Origin of the sequence: Streptomyces sp. NBC_01232 (assembly GCF_035989885.1) — a bacterium.
In the GTDB taxonomy this organism is placed as follows: Bacteria; Actinomycetota; Actinomycetes; order Streptomycetales; family Streptomycetaceae; genus Streptomyces.
Genome location: NZ_CP108518.1, coordinates 2,027,708 through 2,049,369 on the forward strand (window position 1 = coordinate 2,027,708; position 21,662 = coordinate 2,049,369).

Genomic DNA, 21,662 nt, shown 5'->3' on the forward strand with positions numbered 1-21,662 from the left:
CGCCGCCCTGCCGGCACCCTGTAATGAGCCCAACGGACCGTCAGGCGGCCAGTGTGCCGCGGGCGATGGCCTGCGGGCCGAAGCGCGCGCGAACCCGGTCCGTGACGGCCTCCAGGCGGCGGGCCTTCTCGTCCTCGGGGTCGAGACTGAGCTGCCGCGTGGCCCGATCGGCCGAGGTCAGGTCCTCGGCGCGCAGGGACAGCGCGCGGACCCGGGCCCGCTGCAGGCCGAGGCCCGCGTAGAGGGCGTAGACCGTGGCGGTCAGGGTGGCCGAGTGCGCGGTGGGTTCGGCCAGGGTGCGCGTCCGGGTGAGCGTGGTGCGGTCGGCGCAACGGACGGTGAGCGAGAGGGCACGGCAGACCTGCCCGCGACCCTGTTCCTGTGTACGAAGCTTCGCGCCGAGCTCCTCCGTCAGCGCGAGCAGGGCCCGCCGGTGCCGTGCGGGATCCAGCTCGTCCAGATCGAAGAGCCGCTCGGCGGCGATGGCGCGGGCGGCAGCGCCCGGCCGGACGGGGGTCCGGTCGATCCCGAGGGCGCGCTCGTGCACCTCACGGCCGAGCCGGGCGCCGAGGATCCGCCGCAGGGCGGCGGGCGGGGCGGCGGCGACCCGGCCGACGGAGTCGAGGCCGTAGGAGCACAGGGTGCGGGCGGCCTTCGGCCCGACCCCGTCGAGGGCGGTGACGGGCCTGCCCGCCAGGAAGTCCCGTACGGCGGCCGGCTCCCCCGGGATCACCAGGGTCCCCCCGGGCCGCGCCTCACGGGCCGCGGCCCGGGCCAGCATGGGATTGCCGGCCACGCCGACGGCGGCGTCCACCCCGTGCAGGGCGAGGGCCCTGACCCGGATCACGGCGGCCAGCCGGGCGGCGTCGCAGTCGAAGTACCGCAGCGCGCCCCGGACGTCGGCGAGGACGGTGTCGGGCGCCACGGCCTCCACGGCCGGGGTGATCCCGCCGAGCAGCGCGAGCACCCCGGCGTACTCCCGCGCCCCGAGCGGCCCCCCGTCGGCGGGGTGCAGCCGCAGGCACATCACGACCCGCTCGGCGGCGGTCATCCCGCGCTCCCCGGGCTGGAGTGCCACAGCTTGCGGCCGGTCGCGGGGCCGGCGCCCGGCGGCTGGAGGTCGGCCCAGGGGTTCATCTCGTACCCCGTGGACATGCGGATCGTGCGGCCGGGCCCCTGCGGGCCCTTCGCCGCCGGCTCCCCTTCGGCGCCCGGAGTACCCGGGGCGGCCGGCTCGGGTGCCGGCTCGGCGAGGCGGGCCGCGACCGCGTCCAGGCCGCCCGCCGCCCGCAGTTCCACCAGCTCCGCCAGGTTCCACGCCGCCGCTCCGACCACGCTCAGGCTCTGCGGGCCCCGCCGCTGCACGACACCTCGTACCAGCAGCAGGAAGGAGTGGAAGACGGTGTGCGCGCAGCGTTCGTGGCTGTCGTCGAAGAAGGCCAGGTCGACCAGGCCCGTCCCGTCGTCCAGCGTCGTGAAGATGACCCGCTTCCCGGAGCGGATCGGCGGGGTCTGGGTGGCCGCCTTGGCCCCCGCGACGAGCACGGTCTGCCCGTGCTCGGTGCCGCGCAGCCGGCGCGCCGGGATCACTCCCAGCTCGGCCAGGAAGGCGTGGTGGTCCCCCATCAGGTGCCGCGAGGCGTCCATGCCGAGGACGCCCAGCTCGGCACTGAGCCGCTCCGCGTCACTCAGGTCCGGCAGCCCGACGGAGGCCGTGGACCGGCCGCCCTCCAGCGGGAGTTGAGGACCGCGCACGCCTGCGGCCCGCTGCGCGCCGTGCAGTTCGGAGACGTGCAGCAGCAGGTCCCGCCGGTTGGCGCCGAAGGCGTCCAACGCACCGACCTGCGCGAGCCGTTCGGCGACCGGGCGGCCCGGGTGCGCCCGGTCCCAGAAGTCGCGCAGGGAGGCGTAGGGCTGCCCGGCCTCGATCCGGTCCGCCTCGGCCCCGCTGATGCCGTGGACGTCGGACAGCCCGAGCCGCAACCCCCACACACCACTCTGATCGGACACCAGTTCGATACGATGGGCGGCCGCCGACCGGTTCACGTCCAGCGGCAGCACCGGTACGCCCCGCCGTCGCGCGTCCGCCAGCAGCAGCCGTTTCGGGTACATCCCCGGGTCGTGGGTCAGCAGCCCGGCGTAGAAGGCCGCCGGGTGGTGCGCCTTCAGCCAGGCCGACTGGTACGTGGGCACCGCGAAGGCCACCGCGTGCGCCTTGCAGAAGCCGTACGAGCCGAAGGCCTCCACGATCTCCCAGGTCCGGGCGATCACCTCGATCGGATAGCCGCGCTCGGCCGCCCTCGCCGCGAACCAGACCTTGATCCGCGCCTGCGACTGCGGGTCGGACAGCCCGCGCCGCACCCGGTCCGCCTCGTCCCGCCCGCAGCCGGTCATGACGTGCACGATCTCGATGATCTGCTCGTGGAAGACCACCACCCCGTACGTCTCGCGCAGCGCGTCGGCGAGGTCCGGGTGCGGGAAGCGGACCGGCGCCCGCCCGTGCCGGGCCTCGATGAAGGGCCGCACCATGTCGGCGGCCACCGGCCCCGGCCGGAACAGCGAGATGTCGACGACCAGATCGTGGAAGGTGGCCGGCTGCAGCCGGCCCACCAGGTCCCGCTGGCCCGGCGATTCGATCTGGAAACAGCCCAGGGTCTCGGCCGAACGGATCAGCTCGTACGTGTCCCGGTCGCCCGGCGGCACCTGCGCCGGGTCGTCCAGGTCGAGCTCCCGCCCCGTGCCGCGGCGGATCTCCGCGACCGCGTGCGCCATCGCGGACTGCATCCGCACGCCCAGCACGTCCAGCTTGAGCAGCCCGAGCTCCTCCACGTCGTCCTTGTCGAACTGGGACATGGGGAAGCCCTCGCCACTGGTGGGCACCACCGGCGTACGGGCGAGCAGCGAGTCGTCGGAGAGCAGCACCCCGCACGGGTGCATGGCGATCCCGCGCGGCAGCGCGTCCAGCGATTCGACGAGCTCCCACAGCCGCCCGTACGACTCCCCGCGTACGTCGCGCAGTTCGGGGAGCTCCTCCAGCGCGGCGCGGGCGTCGCGAGCCCGGATGTGCGGGAAGGCCTTGGCGAGCCGGTCGGTGACGGCGGGGTCCATGGACAGGGCGGCGCCGACGTCGCGGATGGCGTGCCGGACCCGGTAGGTCTCGGGCATGGAGACGGTGGCGACGCGCTCGGTGCCGAACCGGTCCATGATCCGCCGGTAGACCTCCAGCCGGCGGGCGGACTCCACGTCGATGTCGATGTCGGGCAGGACGCGCCGCCGCTTGGAGAGGAAGCGCTCCATCAGCAGGCCGTGGGCGACGGGGTCGGCGTGGGCGATCCCGAGCAGGTGGTTGACGAGGGAGCCGGCGCCGGAGCCGCGGGCGGCCACCCGGATGCCCATCTCGCGTACGTCGTCAACAACCTGGGCGACCGTCAGAAAATACGAGGCGAAACCATGGTGGGCGATGATGTCGAGCTCCTGGTGCATCCGCTCCCAGTAGGCGCGGTCGCCCGCGTACCCGCGCAGCACCATGCCCGCCGAGGCCCGGGAGGCGAGGACCCGCTGGGCGCTGCGGTGGGCGGCGCCGACGAGGCGGGCCTCGGGGAAGTGCACGGAACCGATGCCGAGGTCGTCCTCGGGGTCCACGGAGCAGGCCTCGGCGGTACGCCGGGTCTCCGCGAGCAGGCGCCTGGCGTCGGCGGGACGCAGTCCGGCCGCCTGCGCGATGCGGTCGGCAGCCTCGGCCATGGCGGCGGGGTCCTTGAGCCAGCGCTCGCCGCTGTCGAGCGGGTACGCCGGGTTGCGCGGGTCGATGGGGACCAGGCGGCGGGCCGCGTCGAGGATGTCGGCGACCGGGCCCTGGCCGGGATCGGCATAGCGGACGGCATTGGTCAGCACGGCCGGGACGCCCTGCTCGGCGGCGAAGCCGACGGTACGGGCGGCCAGCCGGAGCGAACCGGGCCCGGTACCGGTGCGGCCGTGGTGGACGGCCTCCAGGCGCAGGGAGTCGCCGTAGATCTCCCGCCACGGAGCGAGCAGCCGGGCGGCGCGGTCGGGGCGGCCCGCGGCGAGCGCCCGCCCCACCTCGGAGCCGGGCCCGAGCAGGACGAAGACGCCCTCGCCGCGCAGGGCTCCCCAGGGGACGAGCGGGACCTCGGCGGCCCCCGCGTGCGCGGCGGTGACCATCCGGCACAGCTCGGCCCACCCGGCGGCCCCGTCCCGGGCCAGGAAGACGGCCCGCGCGGCGGACTCGTCCACGAATGCCCCGCCCTTGACGGGGGTGCGCCGCCGGTACGAGGCCTCGCCGGGCCCGGCCGGGCCCCCCGACCCGGCCGATCCCGTCGCGGACGGCCGGGCGGGAGCCCCGGAGGGAGATACCGCCATGTCCACCCCGAACAACGGCCGGATGCCCGCCTGCGCACACGCCTTCGCGAACCGCACCGCGCCCGCCACCGTGTCGCGGTCGGTGAGCGCGAGGGCGTCCATGCCCCGCTCGGCGGCACGCTCCGCCAGCCGTTGCGGGTGAGAGCCTCCGTAGCGCATGGAGAACCCCGAAACGGTGTGCAGATGCGTAAAACCAGGCACCCGCGGCCTCCTGCTTCGCTCGAATGAACACCTCCCCCGCTCTCCACCATAGAGCAATTCGAATACCTGTGCGAAACACTTGTTCGATCACCTTACGGAGTGCCCTGCGGGCTGCTCGGCGGGGTTGTGCCTCGGCCCTGCGGGCTGCTTGGGGATCTGCGGCTCGGGCCGCCCTTGCCTCGGGCCACGCCTCAATCGCCGGCGGGGCTGGGGTGTGCGGGCGCCTCGGCGGTATGCGGCCCGGCCGGGTTGTGCCTCGGGCCGCGCCTCAATCGCCGGCGGGGCTGGGGTGTGCGGGTTTGTCGGCTGGGTCGGTCCGTGGTGCCGTGCCGGGGTATCTCCTCGGCTCGCGCCTGCGGCGGGGGTCCAGCTGTACGGCCTGGGTTGCGCGCTCGTCCTGCGGGGACACCCCGCCACGCCCCCCTGCCCTCCGCCGGAGAGGCCCACGGGGGGGAACGGCTGGCACTGCCGAAGCTCTGCCGTGGGGTGGGGACACGCAGGAGGGTCCCCGGAGGACGAGCGCGCGACCGCGGCCGCCTGGCCGCGACGGGCCCGCGCGCGCCGAGCCGAGGAGACTCTCGTGCGGGGCACCACCCCACACCGCCCAGCCCCGCCGGCGCTTGAGGCGCGGCCCGGGCCGGGACAGCCCGCGCAGACGGGCACCGCCGAGCACCCCGCAGGGGACCCGGCATGATCGGGGCATGATCACCACCCTCGCCGTCGAGAACTACCGCTCGCTGCGCAAGCTGATCGTCCCGCTGGGCCGGCTCACCGTCGTGACCGGGGCGAACGGGACCGGCAAGTCCAGCCTCTACCGTTCGCTGCGCCTGCTCGCCGACTCCGCCCGGGGCGGGGCGATCGCGGCCCTGGCGCGGGAGGGCGGGCTGCCCTCCACCCTGTGGGCCGGGCCGGAGAATCTGGCACGGGCGGTGCGCGAAGGGCAGCAGCCCCTCCAGGGAACGGTCCGCAGCGAGCCGGTCAGTCTGCGCCTGGGCTTCGCGGGCGACGAGTTCGGCTACGCCGTGGACTTCGGGCATCCCGTGCCGGTGGCGGAATCCCTCTTCGCCCTGGACCCGGAGATCAAGCGCGAGTGCACCTGGGCCGGGCCGGTGCTGCGCCCCGCGGCCCTGCTGTCCGACCGCGCGGGGCCGGCCGTACGGACCCGCACCGCGGACGGCGGCTGGCACCGTACACAGAACGCCCTGCGCCCCTACGACTCCATGCTCAGCGAGCTCGCCGACCCCCAGCTGGCACCGGACCTCCTCGCCCTGCGCGAGCTGATCCGGTCCTGGCGGTTCTACGACCACGTCCGCACGGACGCCGGGGCACCCGCCCGGAACCCGCGGATCGGCACCCGTACGCCGGTGCTCGCCGCCGACGGCTCCGACCTGCCCGCCGCGCTCCAGACGATCCGCGAGACCGGGGACCATGCCGCGCTGGACGAGGCGGTCTCGGCGGCCTTCCCCGGCAGCCGGGTCTCCGTCACCGACCGCGACGGCCGCTTCGAGCTGGAACTCCACCAGCACGGCCTGCTGCGTCCGCTGGGCGCGGCCGAGCTTTCCGACGGCACCCTGCGCTACCTGCTCTGGACGGCGGCCCTGCTGACCCCGCGGCCGCCCGCCCTGATGGTCCTCAACGAGCCGGAGACCAGCCTCCACCCGGACCTGCTCGCCCCGCTCGCGAACCTGATCCTCACGGCGAGCCGGGACACCCAGACGGTGGTGGTCACCCATGCCGCCCCGCTGGCCGAGGCCCTGGCGGCCGGGACCCGCCGGCACCGGGTGGACCTGCAGACCATCACCCTGGTCAAGGAGTTCGGCCGCACGGAGGTCGCGGGCCGCGAGGGCCCGCTGGACGAGCCGCTCTGGTACTGGCCGAAGCGCTAGGTCCTGTCGTCAAAGTAGCGCCGGTTGGGTGCCGGGCGCCGCGGGCCAGGCGGGACTTTGACGACAGGACCTAGGACACGGCCGGGCCGTCGGCGCCCAGCAGGCGGGCCGCGCGGGCGGCCTCGGCGTCGTAGACCTGGAAGTCGATCCGCCGCCCGTCCGGAGCCCGGTACTCCAGCACCTGCATACCCGGCCGCCGGCTCCCACGGGCGACCACCCGGCCGCCCACGGGCAGCGCGACCGCCCCGCGCAGCGGCGCCGCGAAGACCGCTCCCGTGCCGTCCGCGCCGGTCCGCAGCTTCCCGTAGCCGAAGAACCGCCGCCGGACCCCCTGCCGCCAGCGCGCCTGGCAGGGGACGGCGGTGACGGCGCCGCCGGCGGCAGCCGCCGTCCGGGCCTCCGCCCGCCGGGCGACCGTCCTGCGCGTCAGGGTGCCTACCAGTAACGCGCAGAGCGCCAGGGCCACCATCTCGACGACCACGTCCGCTCCCCCGCCCTCCTCAGGGGTGAACCACCCCAAGTGAGCTCACTCTAGAGGGAGTTCCGGTGGACCACCTCGCCCGCCACGACGACCGTCTCGGCGACCGTGCCCGGGATCTCGTCCGCCGGGACGGTGAGGATGTCCCGGGACAGGATCACGAAGTCCGCCGCCTTGCCGACCGTGAGGGAACCGCGCTCCTCGTCGAGGAAGTTGGCGTGGGCCGAGCCCATCGTGTAGCCGTACACGGCCGTCTCCACGTCCACCGTCTCGGCCGGCTGCCAGGCCGGGCCGTCGCCGGACAGCGGGCGGCGCGTCACCGCCGTGTAGATGCCGACCATCGGGTCCATCTCCGCCACGTTCCAGTCGCTGGAGAACGCCAGCACCGCACCCGCCACGTGCAGGCTCCGCATCGGCCAGGCCTTGTGCCAGCGGCCCTCGCCCACGTTCTCCGCCCAGTCCTGGCCGGGGCCCGCGATCTCCGGCGCGCAGTGCCTCGGCTGCATGCACGCGATCACGCCGAGCTCCGCGAAGCGCGGTACGTCGGCCGGGTCCAGGCATTCCACGTGGACCACCTGGTGGCGGGCGTCGCGCGGGCCGTTCAGCGTCCGCGCGTGCTCGACCGCGTCCAGGACGGCCCGGATGCCCCGGTCGCCGGTCGCGTGCACGAAGCACTGGAAGCCGCGCGCGTCCAGCTTGGCCAGCAGCTGCGCGAACTCCTCCGCCGGGTAGAAGGTCTCGCCGCGGTGGGCGCCGCAGCCGGTGTACGGCTCCAGGAGCGCGGCCGTGCGCGGTTCCACCACGTCGTCGATGTACAGCTTGAGCGGGCCGACCCGCAGCCGGTCGCCGGCGAACCGCCGTGCCGCGTCGGCGAATTCGTCCAGGTCGGCGTCGCCGGTGCCGCGCGGGTGGAACAGCGCCGCGACGATCCGTGAGCGCAACCGTCCTTCCGAGCGGGCCCGTTCGAAGAGCTCGAGGTCGTCGAGGGAGTTCTGCGGCTCGACCACCGTGGTGATGCCGAAGCCGATGGCGTCGTCGAGGCTCTTGGCGAGCCGCCCGTACTGCCGGTCCGGCGAGGCCCACGGCACGCCCAGCTCGCGCAGTGCGCGGTGGCCGGCGCGGGAGAGCCCCTTGATGGCGAAGTCCTTGACGAAGCCGGTGGGTTCGCCGGTCTCCGGGTCCACCGCGGCGGTGCCGAAGGGGAGGTCGGTGTCGTCCCGGGAGACCCCGAGCCGCCGCATGGCCGCCGTGTTCAGCCAGGCCGTGTGCACGTCGTACGAGAGCACGATCGCCGGGGTGTCCCCGGTGACGGGGTCCAGGTCGGCGGCACACGGCATCCGCCCGCCGGGGATGGCGGAGTAGTCGAAGGCCTCGGCCTCGATCCATCCGGCGTCCGGGTTGGCCTCCCGCCAGGCAAGGATCCGCTCGTGGATGCCCGCGAGGGTGCGCACCCCGGCGAGCTGGACGCAGTCCGTGTCGGAGCCGAGCCGGACGTGGTTGTGGGCGTCGATGAAGCCGGGCAGGACGAGCTTGCCGCCCGCGTCGATCCGCTGGGTACCGGGGCCCGCCCAGGCGGCGGCCTCGGTGTCCGGGCCGACCCAGACGATCCGCCCGTCGTGGACGGCGAGGGCCTCGGCCTCGGGCAGGCCGGGGTCGACGGTGTGGATCCGGGCTCCGGTGAGCAGCAGGTCGGCGGGGAAGGGGTGGCGTGCCATGTGGGGGTGCTCCATTGCGGTGTGCGGTGTCGTTCAGGCGGCCGGGGCGTACGCCGCGACCCGGCGGCGGGTGAGGGCCCAGTAGGTGAGTCCGGAGACGACCGAGCCGAGGAGGGTGAGGTCGGCGCCGCCGAGCGGGGCGACCAGTGGGCCGGTCCACAGCTCGGAGTCGCAGGTCAGGGCCGCGAAGGTCATTCCGGTGAGCAGGGCGGTGATGCCCGCGGAGTGGTAGCCGGAGCGGTACCAGTAGGCGCCCCCGCTGCCCGCGTGCAGGGCGTCGGCGTCGTAGTGGCAGCGGCGCAGCAGCATGTCGGCGAGGAAGACCCCGCCCCAGGGGGCGAACACGATGATCAGCAGGGAGAGGAAGGAGAGCAGGGAGGTGGTGAAGTCGGTGAGGAAGAGCGCGGCGAGCGAGCCGAGGGCGGTGACGGCGGCGCTGATGACGATGGCCCGGGCGCGGCTCCACGGGATGCCGAGGACCTGGAGGTTCAGGCTGGAGGAGTAGAGCGTGATGATCGAGTTGGTGACCGAGCCGCCGAGCACGAGGGCCAGGAAGAGCGGCTGGAACCAGCCGGGCAGCAGGCTCTCCGCCCCGGCGACCGCGTCGGTCATGTCGGTCTGGGTGGCGGCGGCGACGCCCGCGACGCCGAGGGCCACGGAGGAGAGGAAGCCGCCGAGGGCTCCCATCCAGGTGAGGGACTTCAGCGAGGTGGTCCGGGGCAGGTAGCGGGTGTAGTCGGCGGGCATCGGCAGGTACGAGAAGGGGCCGGCGAGCATGACGACGAAGGCCAGGCTCCAGCCGGAGAGCCCGGGGGCGGCGCCGGCCGGGGCGGCGGTATCGGTGCCGGGGATGACGAAGAGGAGCAGGACGCCGAAGCCGGCGGCGAGGACGTAGGCCATCCAGCGCTCGGCGAACTGCACGGTGGCGTGGCCCCACATGGCGACGGCGAAGGTCAGCGCGAGGGTGACGAGGAGGGCGACGGCGCGGCCCGCGGTGCCGCTCTGCCAGCCGATCTCGGCGAAGAAGACTTCCAGGGCGAGGGTGCCCACCACGGTGTTGACGATGGTGTAGCCGATGCTCACGACCCAGTTGAGGACGCCGGCCGGGAAGTTGCCGCGTATGCCGAAGGCGGCGCGGGAGATGACCAGGGTGGCGGTGCCGGTGCGGATGCCGCTGAGTCCGGCGGCGCTGATGGCGAAGAAGGACAGTCCGCCGATCACGACCACGGCGGTGGCCTGCCAGAAGGAGAGCCCGAAGGCGACGGCGAGGGCCCCGTTGATCACGTAGGTGAAGGTGAGGTTGGAGCCGAACCAGAGCCAGAAGAGGTCCTTGGCGCTGCCGTGGCGCTCGGCGTCCGGGATGGGGTCGATCCCGTGGGTTTCGACCCGGAACACCTCGTCGACGTCGGCTGTCTCCTGCTGTCCCATGAGGACCCCTGACCTTGAGCGATCTTGAATGGCGTTCTAACTTCTTGAATGGCATTCAAGATGAGGGGTCGACCTCGCCCCCGTCAAGACCCTGTCCGGGATAAGGTCGGCCCAGGAAGATCCGGAGGGCGGGAGCGGTGGCGGGAGCAGCACGGCGGCGCGACGGGCAGATCGCCCAGGAGCGGATGCTGGAAGAGGCCATGGCGGCCATCGCCGAGGACGGACTGGCCGCGCTCACCATGTCCGCGCTGGCCGAGCGCCTCGGCACCAGCGGCGGCCACATCCTGTACTACTTCGGCAGCAAGGACCGGCTCCTGCTGGAGGCCCTGCGCTGGAGCGAGGAGCAGCTCACAGGGGAGCGCCGGGCGCTGCTGGGCCGCAGGGTGACGGCGGCGCGCAAGCTGGACCAGTTCCTGGAGCTCTACCTCCCCGAGGGCCCCCGCGACCCGCGCTGGACGCTGTGGATCGAGCTGTGGGCCCGTACCGCCTCCAATCAGCCGCTCAAGGCCGCCCAGGAGGAGATCGACGACAGCTGGCAGCGGGATCTGGAGTCGCTCTTGGCGAAGGGCGTGGACCAGGGCCGTTTCGCGCCCATGGACGTGCCCGCGCGGGCCTCGGAGCTGCTCGCCCTGCTGGACGGCCTGAGCACCCGCGTGGTCCTGGGCCAGCGCGGCGCGGACCGCGTCAGGGCGCTCGAGCAGGCCCGCTCGGCGGCGGCCCTGCTCGTCCCCCGCACGGCGCCGTAGCCCGCCCGGCGCCCCGAGCAGCCCGGCGCCCGCGCCCCCGAACCGCCGGCACCCCGAAACAGCCCGGCCCCCCGAGCAGCCCCAACCGCCCGAACGGCGGGAACTTCTCCATTCCCCACCCGGTCCGGACCACCGGCCGGCCTTTTCCCGACGGCCCGGCCCGACGGCCCGGCCCGGCGACTCGACCCGCCGCCCCAATTCGCCGCCCGAAAACGCAAGCCACCGCGCCGAAATCCCCTCCAAGGCGGCGCGAAGGGTCGTTCACACCCGTTCACGCCCCCCAATAAACCTCCTTGACCAGGGCATATGCAGGGGATTCAAAGCTCCTTTCAGGCTCGTGAACACATTCACAAGAATTCCGCTCGAAGTGCGCCCTACCGCGCTCCTCCCCCAGCGAGCACAATCGCGATGACGACCCGAATCGATCGTGAAGGAGGGAGCGCGTGCGCAATCAGGTGCGCACAGCGGACGGGCGCGCTCTGACCGTGGAGCGCTGGGGCGATCCGGACGGCAAACCCGTCTTCCTGCTGCACGGCATGCCCGGCAGCCGCCTCGGCCCGGCCCCCCGGGGCATGGTCCTCTACCAGCGCCGGATGCAGCTCATCGCCTACGACAGACCCGGCTACGGCGGCTCCGACCGTCATGTGGGCCGCACCGTGGCCGACGTGGCCCACGACGTGGCCGCCATCGCCGACGCCCTCGGCATCGACACCTTCGCGGTCGCCGGCCGCTCCGGCGGCGCCGCCGGCGCACTGGCCTGCGCCGCCCTCCTCCCCGACCGGGTCACCCGGACCGCGGCGATGGTCGGCCTCGCTCCCCGGGATGCGGAGGACCTCGACTGGTTCGCCGGGATGGCCGCGTCGAACGTACGGGAGTACACCACCGCCACCGACGATCCCGAGGAGCTGGCGGCGCGGCTGATCCCGCGCGCCGACGGCATCCGCAAGGACCCCGGCCGGCTGCTGGACGAACTGCGCAGGGAACTGACCGACAACGACCGCATGATCGTCGCGGACGCCGGCCTGCGGTCGATGCTTCTGCGCAACTACCGTGAGGGGCTGCGCCATTCGGCGTACGGATGGATCGACGACGTCCTGGCCTTCAGCCGCCCCTGGGGCTTCGACCCGGCCGACATCCGCTGTCCGGTGATGATCTGGCACGGTGAGCTCGACGTGTTCTCCCCCGTGGGCCACTCCCGTTGGCTGGCCCGCCGCATCCCCGGGGCCACCACCAACATCGAGCCCGCCGCCGCGCACTTCGCCGCCCTGCGCGCGCTGCCCGACGTACTGAACTGGCTGCTGCGCGATCTGCCGGCACCGGACCTCAACGAACAGCAGCCCGCCTAGAGGGTGTTGAACCCTACGCGTTCGATCCCGGCCCAACTGGCCGGCATTCAGCACGCGGTCGAGAAGGGAGTGTGCCGCTCTGGACTCCGCGTGTCCGGGCCCGCCCCACCCGACGGGTGGGCCCCATGAGCCGTGGAGGCCTTCTCACGACCCGCCGCATCGACGACGTCGACCCGCTCGTCCTCCCGCTGTCGGACGCCTCGCCGGCCGCGCCGCCCACCGGCGCTCCGGGGCCGCCGCCGGGCCGCTTCCGAGGGGACGTCATCGGCATGATTCGGCGCCCGCCGCCGCGGCGATCACCGCGCCCTCCCCGCTGCCCGGCGCGGAAGACGCGCGGGGTGCGCCAGGTTCGTGAGGTGCGTCAGGTTCGCGAGGCGCGTCAGGTTCGCGAGGCGCATGAGGCTTGGCCCCGGCCGGGCCGGATCCCCGGCCGATGGGACACGCCCCCCTCATCACCCCAGGTCAGCGCACGGCCGCCGGAGTGGGTACGGACCGACCGGCACCGCCGCCGGGCCCCCCGGCAGGACCTCGACAGGACCTCGGAAGGACCCCCTCCGGGACCCCCGGCGATGAAAAGGATCTTTCTTTCCGGCAAACGGCCGAATCCGCCCTCTTGAGAAATCCGGCACGCATTGGTTGCAACTCTTGACCAGGCGTCATGTCTCGTGTTGCCAAGGGGGACTGTCCTAGTAAAGTCCCTGCTTGACAGCAGCATGTAGCCGTTGTCATTCACATGTCCATTCCACATGGCTTCCCCAAGGACGGTGCCGTGAACACTTCAGCGACCCCCACGACCAGCTCGGTCAAGGCCCACCGGGTCCCGCTCAGCAAGATCGACGTCCACACCGCTTCCGCGGCGACGACGCTCGGTCGCATGCTGCCGGCCGAATCTGCTCGTCCGGTTCAGGCACCGATCTTCAACTCCGCGCTCTGACACCGAAGTAAGAGCTCTAGACTGGTGGAATGACCGGCCTGATCCCATTTCGCGAGATCGTCCTGAAAGTTCACAGCAGATGCGATCTTGCTTGTGATCATTGCTATGTCTACGAACACGCAGATCAGAGCTGGCGAGCCCGGCCGAAAGCGATCTCCCCCGAGGTTATTTCGCACACCGCGTTGCGGCTCGCCGAACATGCCCGTGACCATGCACTCCCCTCCGTCACGGTGATTCTCCATGGAGGGGAACCCCTGTTGGCGGGCCCCGCCCGGCTCCGCCTCGTGTGCGAGGAGTTCACCCGGGCGCTCGACGGCATCGCCGCCCTCGACCTGCGCATCCACACCAACGGACTCCAGCTCAGCACGCGTTACCTCGACCTCTTCGCCGAGTACGGCGTCCGGGTCGGCATCTCCCTCGACGGGGACCGCGCGGCCAACGACCGCCACCGCCGCTTCGCCGACGGCCGCACGAGCCACCCGCTGGTCCTGGCCGCCGTCGCGCTGCTCCGCTCCGAGCCCTACCGCCACCTGTACCAGGGGCTGCTCTGCACCGTGGACGTGGCCAACGACCCCGTGGCAGTTCTGGACGCCCTGGTCGAACTGCAGCCCCCGCGCGTGGACTTCCTTTTGCCTCATGCCACGTGGGAGACACCTCCGGCCCGGCCCGACGGCGCTCCCGACGCGTACGCCCGCTGGCTCCTGCGGATCTTCGACCACTGGGACCGGCTGGGACGCCCGGTGCCCGTACGGCTCTTCGAGTCCCTGCTCTCGACCCTGCGCGGCGGACCGAGCCTCACCGAGTCGCTCGGCCTCGCCCCCACCGACCTCGTCGTCGTCGAGACCGACGGGACCCTGGAACAGGTCGACTCCCTCAAAAGCGCCTTCGAGGGAGCCGCCGCCACCGGGTTCAACGTCTTCGACCACGCGTTTGACCAGGTCGCGGGCCATCCCGGGGTCCGCGCCCGGCAGCTGGGCCTCGATGGCGTCAGCGACTCGTGCCGCCGGTGCCCCGTCGTACGTTCGTGCGGGGGCGGGCTCTACACCCACCGCTACCGCGACCGGAACGGCTTCGACAACCCCTCCGTCTACTGCACCGACCTGCGCGAGCTGGTGGACGGGGTCGAGGGCCGCACGGCGCTGCGGGAGACCGCTCCGCAGCTGTCCGACCCCGCCGAACTCGCCCGGTCCCAGCAGGAGCTGACCCGGATCCTGCTGGCCCGGCTGCACGCGGACCTCGCCGCCGATCCCGGCTGGGCCCGCGCCTGGGAGCTGCTGGCCACCGTGGAACGGGCCGGGGAGGCGGGCGCGGACGCAGTGGACGCCGTGCTGGACCACCCCTTCACCCGGACCTGGGTGCTCGCGGCCCTGGACGCCGCGCACGACGGCACGCAGGACGCCGAGGAGGCCGCGCGCCGCCTGACCGCGCTGGCGGCCGCGGCCGTGCTGCGGGGCGGCCTGGATCTGCCGGCCGAGGTGGCCTACCGGGACGGCGAGGTGTATCTGCCGACGCTGGGGCTGCTGCGCCTCGGGGAGCCCGGCACCGAGGGGCGGGCCGCGCTGCACGTCACCGACGAGGGGTACGCCGTACGGGACGGCCGCGCCGAGCACCGCTTCGGGCCGGCGGCGGGGGACGCCCGCTGGCAGCCCGTACGCACCTGGTCGCCGGGGCCGGACGCGGCCCCGGTGGCCCTGGAGGACCTCGACCCGTACCGCAACTGCTTCGCCCGCCCGCCCAGGCTGCGCCTCGGCGCCGGCGAGGCCGAGGAGTGGCGGGGCAGGCTGGACCGGGCGTGGGCGCTGCTGCACGAGGCGGTTCCGGAGTTCGCCCGGGCTGCGGCCGCCGGGCTGACCACGCTGACCCCGCTCGCGGGCGGCCCGCGGTCGGGCGGCTGGGGCGAGGCCGGCCGGCACGGTCCGGGAGCGCTCGGGGTGCCGTACGCGGCGGGGGCGCGGGAGACCGCGCTCGCACTGCTGACCGGGCGGCGGCGGACGCGGCTGCGGGCGCTGACCGAGGTCGCCGATCTGTACGCGCTGGACGGTCAGTGGGAGCACCGCTCGCCGTGGCGGGAGCGGCCGGTCCCGGTGTCCCGGCTGCTGGCCGACGTGCACGAGCGGGTGGCGGTGGAGGCGTACCGGCGGGCCACGGCGGCGGCCGAGCCGGGCGGCTCGGACCGTATCCACCGGGCCCTGGACCGGCTCTCGGAGGCGGCGGAACTGACCGTCACCGGCAAGCGGCTGGTCGCGGAGCTCCGCTACGAACTGAAGACGGTCGACGCATGAGTGCCTCCTCCCCCGCCCTCGGGAGGCTGCAGCTGGCGCTGCGATTACGGCTGCTCGGGGTCCGGCCCGGCATGCGGCTCATGGTGCACTCCGCCCTCGGCGGGACCGGGCTGCGCGCGGAGCGGCTGCGCGACGCGCTGATGGGCGTCCTCGGGCCGCGCGGCACGCTGGTGGTCCCCGCGTTCACCCCGCAGAACTCCAAGACCTCCAGCGCCCATCTGGAGCGGATCAGCGGTCTTGACGAGGCCGGGGTGCGGGCCTTCCGCGAGCGGATGCCCGCCTTCGACCCGGCGAGCACCCCGAGCCAGGGCATGGGCGCCCTCGCCGAGGCCGTCCGCACCGCGCCGGGGGCCGTGCGCAGCGACCACCCGCAGACCTCGTTCGCGGCCCTCGGCGCCGACGCGCGGCGGCTCTGCTCCGGGCACCGTCTCGAAAGCCATCTGGGGGAAGAGACACCCCTGGGAAAACTGTGCTGGGAGGGCGGGCAGGTACTCATGATCAATGTGGGGTTTTCGGTCTGCACCGCTTTCCATCTCGCGGAGTACCGAATTCCGAAGCCCCCCTTGCGCATGTACGAGTGTGTGGTGAAGGTGAACCTTCCGGGGCTGCAAAGGCACCGGCAGGAGGGGGAGTGGGCGGCGTACGAGGACGTTGCGCTGGATGACAGCGATTTCGCGGAGATCGGTGACGCGTTCCCGGATTCACGGGTGCGCAGGGGGCGGGTGGCAGGTGCGTCGACCATGCTCTTCTCCGTCCCGGAGGCCGTCGATCACGCCCTTGACTGGATGACCGAAAACCGACGCTGATTGACTGAACGATGAGGGGATGTGGCGAAGCAGCTCCGGAATGATGTTTCTTCGCTTCGCATCTTCGGGACGGGGGTCGTGTGCCCGCATCAGGGGAGCCGTACTTTTTTCTCAGTTACGCACATACACCGAGGTTCGGGGCCGGGGGACCCGACCCCGACATGTGGGTCGAGCGCCTTTTCCGCGATCTCTGCGGACACGTCATGGCGCTGACCGATCTGCGCGCCGGGTACGACGTCGGGTTCATGGACCGGGAGATACGCAGCGGCGAGGGCTGGTCCGAACGGCTGGCCCGGGCACTCGCCAACTGCCGCGTCTTCGTTCCCCTGTTCTCGCCGCGCTACTTCGCCAGCGAGATGTGCGGGAAGGAGTGGTTCGCCTTCGCGCAGCGCGCGGTCCAGCACGGTGCGGTCCGCAACACACCGGCCGAGGCCATCGTGCCCGCGTTATGGGTGCCGGTCCCGCCGGAGCAACTCCCCGGTCCCGCCGAGCGGTTGCAGTTCAACCACAACACCTTCGGCGAGCGCTACGTCACCGACGGCCTGTACGGGCTGATCAAACTGCGCGGTTACGCCGACCAGTACGAGCAGGCGGTCTACGAGCTCGCACGGCGCATCGTCCAGGTCGCCGAGACCGCCCACCTGGAGCCCATCCGACCGCTGGACTACCGGAACGTGCCCAGCGCCTTCGGCTCCAGCGGCAGCCCCTCCCGCACCCTGCACGTGACGGTGGCCGCCGCCTCCCGGCACGAACTGCCGGAGGGCCGGACCCCCGAGTACTACGGGGACACCGCGCTGGAGTGGAACCCGTACCACCCGGTCGCCCAGCGGCCCATCGCCTACGTCGCCGAGGACCTGGTCAAGAACCTCAACTACCAGACCACCATGTCCTCCTTCGACGACGAGGCCGGACACCTCGACGGCAAACAGCTGCCGACCCGCCCGGAGATCCTGATCGTCGACCGCTGGGCGGTGGAGGACGAGGACCGGCGCCTGCGCCTGGCCGCCTTCGACCGGGACCCGCGGCCGTGGGTCAACGTGGTCGTGCCCTGGAACCGGTACGACCACCAGAGCCGGTCGAAGGAGTCCGAGCTGGCCGACCGGCTGGAGACCACCATGCCCAGGACGATGAGCCAGGGCCGGGCCGCCTGCCGTGCCGCGGCCAACGGCGTGGCGAACGTGGAGACCCTCGGCCAGATCCTGCCGCAGGTGGTCGAGGCCGCCGCCCAGCAGTTCCTCAGACACGCCCAGCCGTATCCGCCGAAGGGCGACACCTCGATCGACCGGCCCCGGCTGCTGGGTCCGATGGGGATGAACGGGCCGCCCGGCCCGCCATCGCCCCGTGTCCCCTTCCCGCCCGACTCCGACCGGCACCGGACCGGGCCCGCGGGCGCCGGCCTCCACGACAACGACGACAACGACACCGACCGGGGGGACGCGGATGACAGCGAGCAGTGACAGCGACAGCGACAGCCGTGACGGACGCATCGTCACCTTCTATTCGTACAAGGGCGGCACGGGCCGCACCATGGCGCTGGCCAACACCGCCTGGATCCTGGCGGCAAACGGCAAGCGGGTCCTCGCCGTGGACTGGGACCTGGAGGCCCCCGGCCTGCACCGCTTCTTCCACCCCTTCCTCGACCCCTCCACGCTCGGGGCCACCACCGGGGTCATCGACCTGATCAGTGAGTACGCCTGGGCCGCCACCAGCCCGGTCCAGCGACCGGACGACTGGCACAAGGACTACGCGCGGATACAGCCGCACGCCGTCTCGCTCACCCCGGAGACCCACGGCTGGGAGTTCCCGTACGGCGGCACCCTGGACTTCGTCTCGGCGGGCCGGCAGAACCGCGAGTACTCGGCGACCGTCTCCACCTTCGACTGGGACAACTTCTACGACCGGCTCGGTGGCGGGCTCTTCTTCGACGCGTTACGCGCCGACATGAAGCGGAACTACGACTACGTCCTGATCGACAGCCGCACCGGCCTGTCCGACATCGCGGACATCTGCACGGTCCACCTCCCGGACGTCCTCGTCGACTGCTTCACCCTGTCCGACCAGTCCATCGACGGCGCCGCGTCCGTGGCCCGCCAGATCGACGAGCGGTTCAACGACCGCGGCATCAAGATCTACCCGGTGCCGATGCGCATCGACGAGGGCGAGAAGGAGAAGGCCGACGCCGGCCGGGCACTGGCCCGGATCAAGTTCGACCGCTTCCCGAACGGCCTGATCGGGGACGAGCTCACCTCGTACTGGGGCGCGGTGGAGATCCCGTACCGCCCCTACTACGCCTACGAGGAGACCCTGGCCACCTTCGGCGACGAGGCCGGGCTCACCAACTCCCTGCTGTCCGCCTTCGAGCGCCTGACCGCCGTGGTCACCGAGGGCGACATCACCTCCATGCCGGTGATCGGCGAGGAGGTCCGGCTGCGCATCAGGGACGCCTTCACCCGGCGCCGCCCGGCCCTGCCCGCCGACCTGTTCCTGTCCTACGTGGCGGAGAACCGGATGTGGGCCGACTGGATCGAGTCGGTGCTCACCCGGGCCGGTTTCCGGGTCGTGCCGAAGGACGTCTCGGCCGAGCAGGCACCGGAGGTCCCGGCCGGGGACACCCTGGGGGGCGCGGGCATCAGCGTCGACACCGCCGCCCGGACCGTGGTGCTGCTCTCCACGGCCTACCTCAAGTCCGCCCGGGCCGTGGACGTGTGGGAGCGGGCGGCCGCCGAGGACCCGACCGGCGGCCGGCGCCAGCTGGTGCCGCTGAGGGTGGGGGACGTACGGCTCTCCACGCCGTACATCGACCGCAATCCGGTGGACCTCTTCCGGCTCGACGAGGTGCACGCCACCACCGCCCTGCTGCGTGCGGTGGAGCGGCCCATGGCGCTGCCCGACAGCGTCAACAGCGCCTCCCAGCCCGGCCCCCGCTTCCCGGGGACGGTCCCGAAGATCTGGAACGCGCCTCCCCGCAACCCCGGCTTCACCGGGCGCAGCATCGTGCTGGAGCGGATGCGCGACCAGCTCGGCGGCGGCATGGCCGTGGTGCTGCCGCAGCCGCAGACCCTGTTCGGGCTCGGGGGCGTCGGCAAGACCCAGGTGGCGCTGGAGTACGTGCACCGGTTCATGGCCGACTACGACCTGGTGTGGTGGATCTCCTCGGAGCAGACCGACGACGTGGTCGCGGCCCTCGCGGAGCTGGCGGTACGGCTGGGCGCGCAGACCGGCGAGGACATGGCGGCCGCCTCGCAGGAGGCGATCGACCTGCTGCGGCGCGGGGTGCCCTCCTCCCGCTGGCTGCTGGTCTTCGACAACGCGGACGACCCCGAGACGCTCAAGCGGTTCTTCCCGCCGGGCGGGCCCGGCCACGTCCTGGTGACCTCCCGCAACCAGTCCTGGTCGCAGTACGGCGACGCGCTGCCGGTGGACGTGTTCCTGCGCGAGGAGTCCATCGAGCACCTCCAGCGCCGGGCCCCCGGGCTCAGCAAGGACGACGCCGAGCAGGTGGCCGTGGCGGTGGGCGACCTGCCGCTGGCCGTGGAGCAGGCGGGTGCCTGGATCGCGGAGACGGCGACGCCGGTGTCCGTGTACATCGAGCAGCTGGCCCAGCAGGCGGCCCGGGTGCTGGCGCTGAACCAGCCGCCCGGTTACCCGGAGCCGGTGGCGGCCACGTGGAACATCTCCATCGAGCGGCTGCAGTCCCGCTCCCCGGCCGCGGTCCGGCTGCTCCAGCTCTGCGCCTTCCTCGCGCCCGAGCCGATCTCCGCGAACCTGCTCTACAGCAAGGAGATGATCGACGCCCTCAAGCCCTACGACTCCTCGCTGCAGGAGAAGCTGGTGCTGGGCCGGGTGATCCGGGAGATCGGCCGGTTCGCGCTGGCCAAGGTCGACCAGGTCAGCAACAGCATCCAGGTCCACCGGCTGGTGCAGGCGGTGATCCGGGCCCAGCTGACCGAGGAGGAGCAGCGGGAGGCCCGGCACGCGGTCCACCGGATCCTGGCGGGGGCCCGGCCGGACGACGACGAGCCGATCGACAACCCGGAGACGTGGCCGCGGTTCAACACCATCTGGTCGCACCTGACGCCGTCGGAGGCCCGGTTCTGCAAGGAGCCGGAGACGCGCCGGCTGCTGATCGACCGGGTGCGCTATCTGTGGAAGCGCGGTGACTTCAAGGCCGCGTACGCGCTCGGCGAGGAGCTGCGGGAGTCGTGGAAGGAGATGCTGGGCAACGACGACCTGCAGTACCTGTACCTGCGCTTCCACCTGTCGAACATCCTGCGTTCGCAGGGGCGGTTCGTGGAGGCGAAGGAGCTGGACGAGGTCACGCTGGAGCGGCAGCGCGCGCAGCTCGGTCCCTCGCACCCGCACACGTACATGACCATGAGCGGTCTGGCCAACACCCTGGGCGCGCTGGGCCAGTACGGCCAGGCGATGGAGCTGGCGACCGACGCGCACGAGGGCTTCAGCCAGATCTTCCACGAGGCGCACCCGCGCACGCTGGCCGCCGCGAACAACCTGGCGCTGAACCTGCGGCTCGTGGGCCAGTACACCAGAGCCCGCGAGATCGACCAGGAAGTGCACGACCTGCGCACGGAGGTGCTCGGGCCGGAGCACCCGTACACCCTGTCCTCGGCGCAGAACCTGGCCCGTGACCTGCGGGAGGTGGGCCGGTACGAGGATTCGGTGCAGCTGCTGAGCCGGACGTACGAGACCTACAAGCGGACGCTGGGACGGGCTTTCCCGGGCACCCTGTCGGCCGCGAAGAACCTGGCCGTGTCGCTGCGCCGGGCGGGCCAGCTGGAGGACGCCTTCCGGCTGACCACGGCCACCCGGGCCCGCTACCGGGCCAAGTACACCGCCGTCAACCCGGACCTGCTGTCCTGTGAGCTCAACCTGGCCTCGGACCTGTTCGCGACCGGGGATGCGGGCGGGGCGCGGGACCTGGCGCAGGAGGTGGTGGACGAGTACATGAAGGTGCCGGGCGAGCGGCACCCGTACACCCTGGCAGCCGTGAACAACCTGGCGGTCTTCCACTGGGGCACGGGCGCCGCGGAGACGGCGGAGACGATGCTGCGCCAGACGATACGGGGCATGCGGGACGTCCTGGGCGACAACCACCCGCACACGGTCTTCGCCCATCTCAACCTGGCGAACACGCGGGCCGACCTGGGTGATCCGGAGGGCGCCCTGGAGCTTGAGCGGCTCGCGGTGATGCGGTTGCGCGAGGCGCTCGGGGCGCACCATCCGGAGACCCTCGCGAGCAGCTCCAACATGGCGATCAGCCTGGACTCGATGGGCCGCAAGGAGGAGGCGGCCCGGCTGCGTTCGGAGGCGGTGTCCGAGCTGACCCGGCTGCTCGGCGAGGAGCACAGTCTGGCGCGCTATGCGCGCGACGAGCGGCGGGTCCACCGCGACCTGGAGCCTCTCGCCGTCTGATCCGACGGCGGGCGGCGGGGGCTCCGCGCG

At 72.8% G+C, this 21,662-nt stretch carries 13 protein-coding genes; 8 read left to right on the plus strand and 5 right to left on the minus strand.

Annotated elements, in window-relative coordinates; translation table 11 throughout:
• Positions 1-40: 40 nt before the first annotated feature.
• Entirely contained in the window at positions 41-1,051 is a 1,011-nt protein-coding gene (locus OG444_RS09585) for a DNA polymerase Y family protein (protein WP_405788358.1), read from the minus strand.
• Positions 1,048-4,581, minus strand: coding sequence for a DNA polymerase III subunit alpha (locus OG444_RS09590; protein ID WP_327261756.1), 3,534 nt, complete (start codon positions 4,579-4,581; stop codon positions 1,048-1,050). The genes OG444_RS09585 and OG444_RS09590 overlap by 4 nt, the downstream gene beginning before the upstream one ends.
• A 701-nt stretch (positions 4,582-5,282) precedes the next feature.
• Between OG444_RS09590 and OG444_RS09595 the strand changes: the two genes are divergently transcribed.
• A complete protein-coding gene (locus OG444_RS09595) occupies positions 5,283-6,467 on the plus strand; it encodes an AAA family ATPase (RefSeq protein WP_327261757.1) in 1,185 nt (394 codons plus the stop codon).
• A gap of 70 nt (positions 6,468-6,537) precedes the next feature.
• Here the strand turns inward: OG444_RS09595 and OG444_RS09600 are convergent, their stop codons facing one another.
• Genes OG444_RS09600 through OG444_RS09610 form a run of 3 tightly spaced genes read right to left on the minus strand, consistent with a single transcriptional unit; the run spans position 6,538 to position 10,088 of the window.
• Positions 6,538-6,987 carry a hypothetical protein gene (locus OG444_RS09600; RefSeq protein ID WP_327261758.1) on the minus strand — a complete coding sequence of 150 codons (450 nt, stop codon included), beginning with the start codon at positions 6,985-6,987 and terminating at the stop codon, positions 6,538-6,540.
• Between the two features lie 11 nt (positions 6,988-6,998).
• Positions 6,999-8,660: an amidohydrolase gene (locus OG444_RS09605; protein ID WP_327261759.1), complete on the minus strand. Its 1,662-nt coding sequence runs from the start codon at positions 8,658-8,660 to the stop codon at positions 6,999-7,001.
• Positions 8,661-8,693: 33 nt separating this feature from the next.
• Positions 8,694-10,088 carry a purine-cytosine permease family protein gene (locus tag OG444_RS09610; RefSeq protein ID WP_327261760.1) on the minus strand — a complete coding sequence of 465 codons (1,395 nt, stop codon included), beginning with the start codon at positions 10,086-10,088 and terminating at the stop codon, positions 8,694-8,696.
• A 137-nt stretch (positions 10,089-10,225) separates the two neighbouring features.
• On the opposite strand from OG444_RS09610, the gene OG444_RS09615 reads away from it, so the two are divergent.
• The 7 genes from OG444_RS09615 (at position 10,226) to fxsT (ending at position 21,632) form a co-directional block, all read left to right on the plus strand.
• A complete protein-coding gene (locus OG444_RS09615; protein ID WP_327261761.1) occupies positions 10,226-10,834 on the plus strand; it encodes a TetR/AcrR family transcriptional regulator in 609 nt (202 codons plus the stop codon).
• A gap of 443 nt (positions 10,835-11,277) precedes the next feature.
• A complete protein-coding gene (locus OG444_RS09620) occupies positions 11,278-12,180 on the plus strand; it encodes an alpha/beta fold hydrolase (protein WP_327261762.1) in 903 nt (300 codons plus the stop codon).
• Positions 12,181-12,949: 769 nt separating this feature from the next.
• On the plus strand, positions 12,950-13,114 hold the full coding sequence (locus OG444_RS09625) for a hypothetical protein (RefSeq protein WP_327261763.1): 165 nt from the start codon (positions 12,950-12,952) through the stop codon (positions 13,112-13,114).
• Positions 13,115-13,143: 29 nt separating this feature from the next.
• Positions 13,144-15,396, plus strand: coding sequence for a radical SAM/SPASM protein FxsBH, inactivated beta-hydroxylase extension form (fxsBH, locus tag OG444_RS09630; protein ID WP_327261764.1), 2,253 nt, complete (start codon positions 13,144-13,146; stop codon positions 15,394-15,396).
• Complete coding sequence (locus OG444_RS09635; protein ID WP_327261765.1) at positions 15,393-16,202, plus strand: aminoglycoside N(3)-acetyltransferase; 810 nt, start codon at positions 15,393-15,395, stop codon at positions 16,200-16,202. The genes fxsBH and OG444_RS09635 overlap by 4 nt, the downstream gene beginning before the upstream one ends.
• A gap of 80 nt (positions 16,203-16,282) precedes the next feature.
• Entirely contained in the window at positions 16,283-17,659 is a 1,377-nt protein-coding gene (locus OG444_RS09640; protein WP_327261766.1) for a TIR-like protein FxsC, read from the plus strand.
• Positions 17,643-21,632, plus strand: a complete 3,990-nt coding sequence (fxsT, locus tag OG444_RS09645; protein WP_327261767.1) for an FxSxx-COOH system tetratricopeptide repeat protein — start codon at positions 17,643-17,645, stop codon at positions 21,630-21,632. The genes OG444_RS09640 and fxsT overlap by 17 nt, the downstream gene beginning before the upstream one ends.
• Positions 21,633-21,662: the final 30 nt, after the last annotated feature.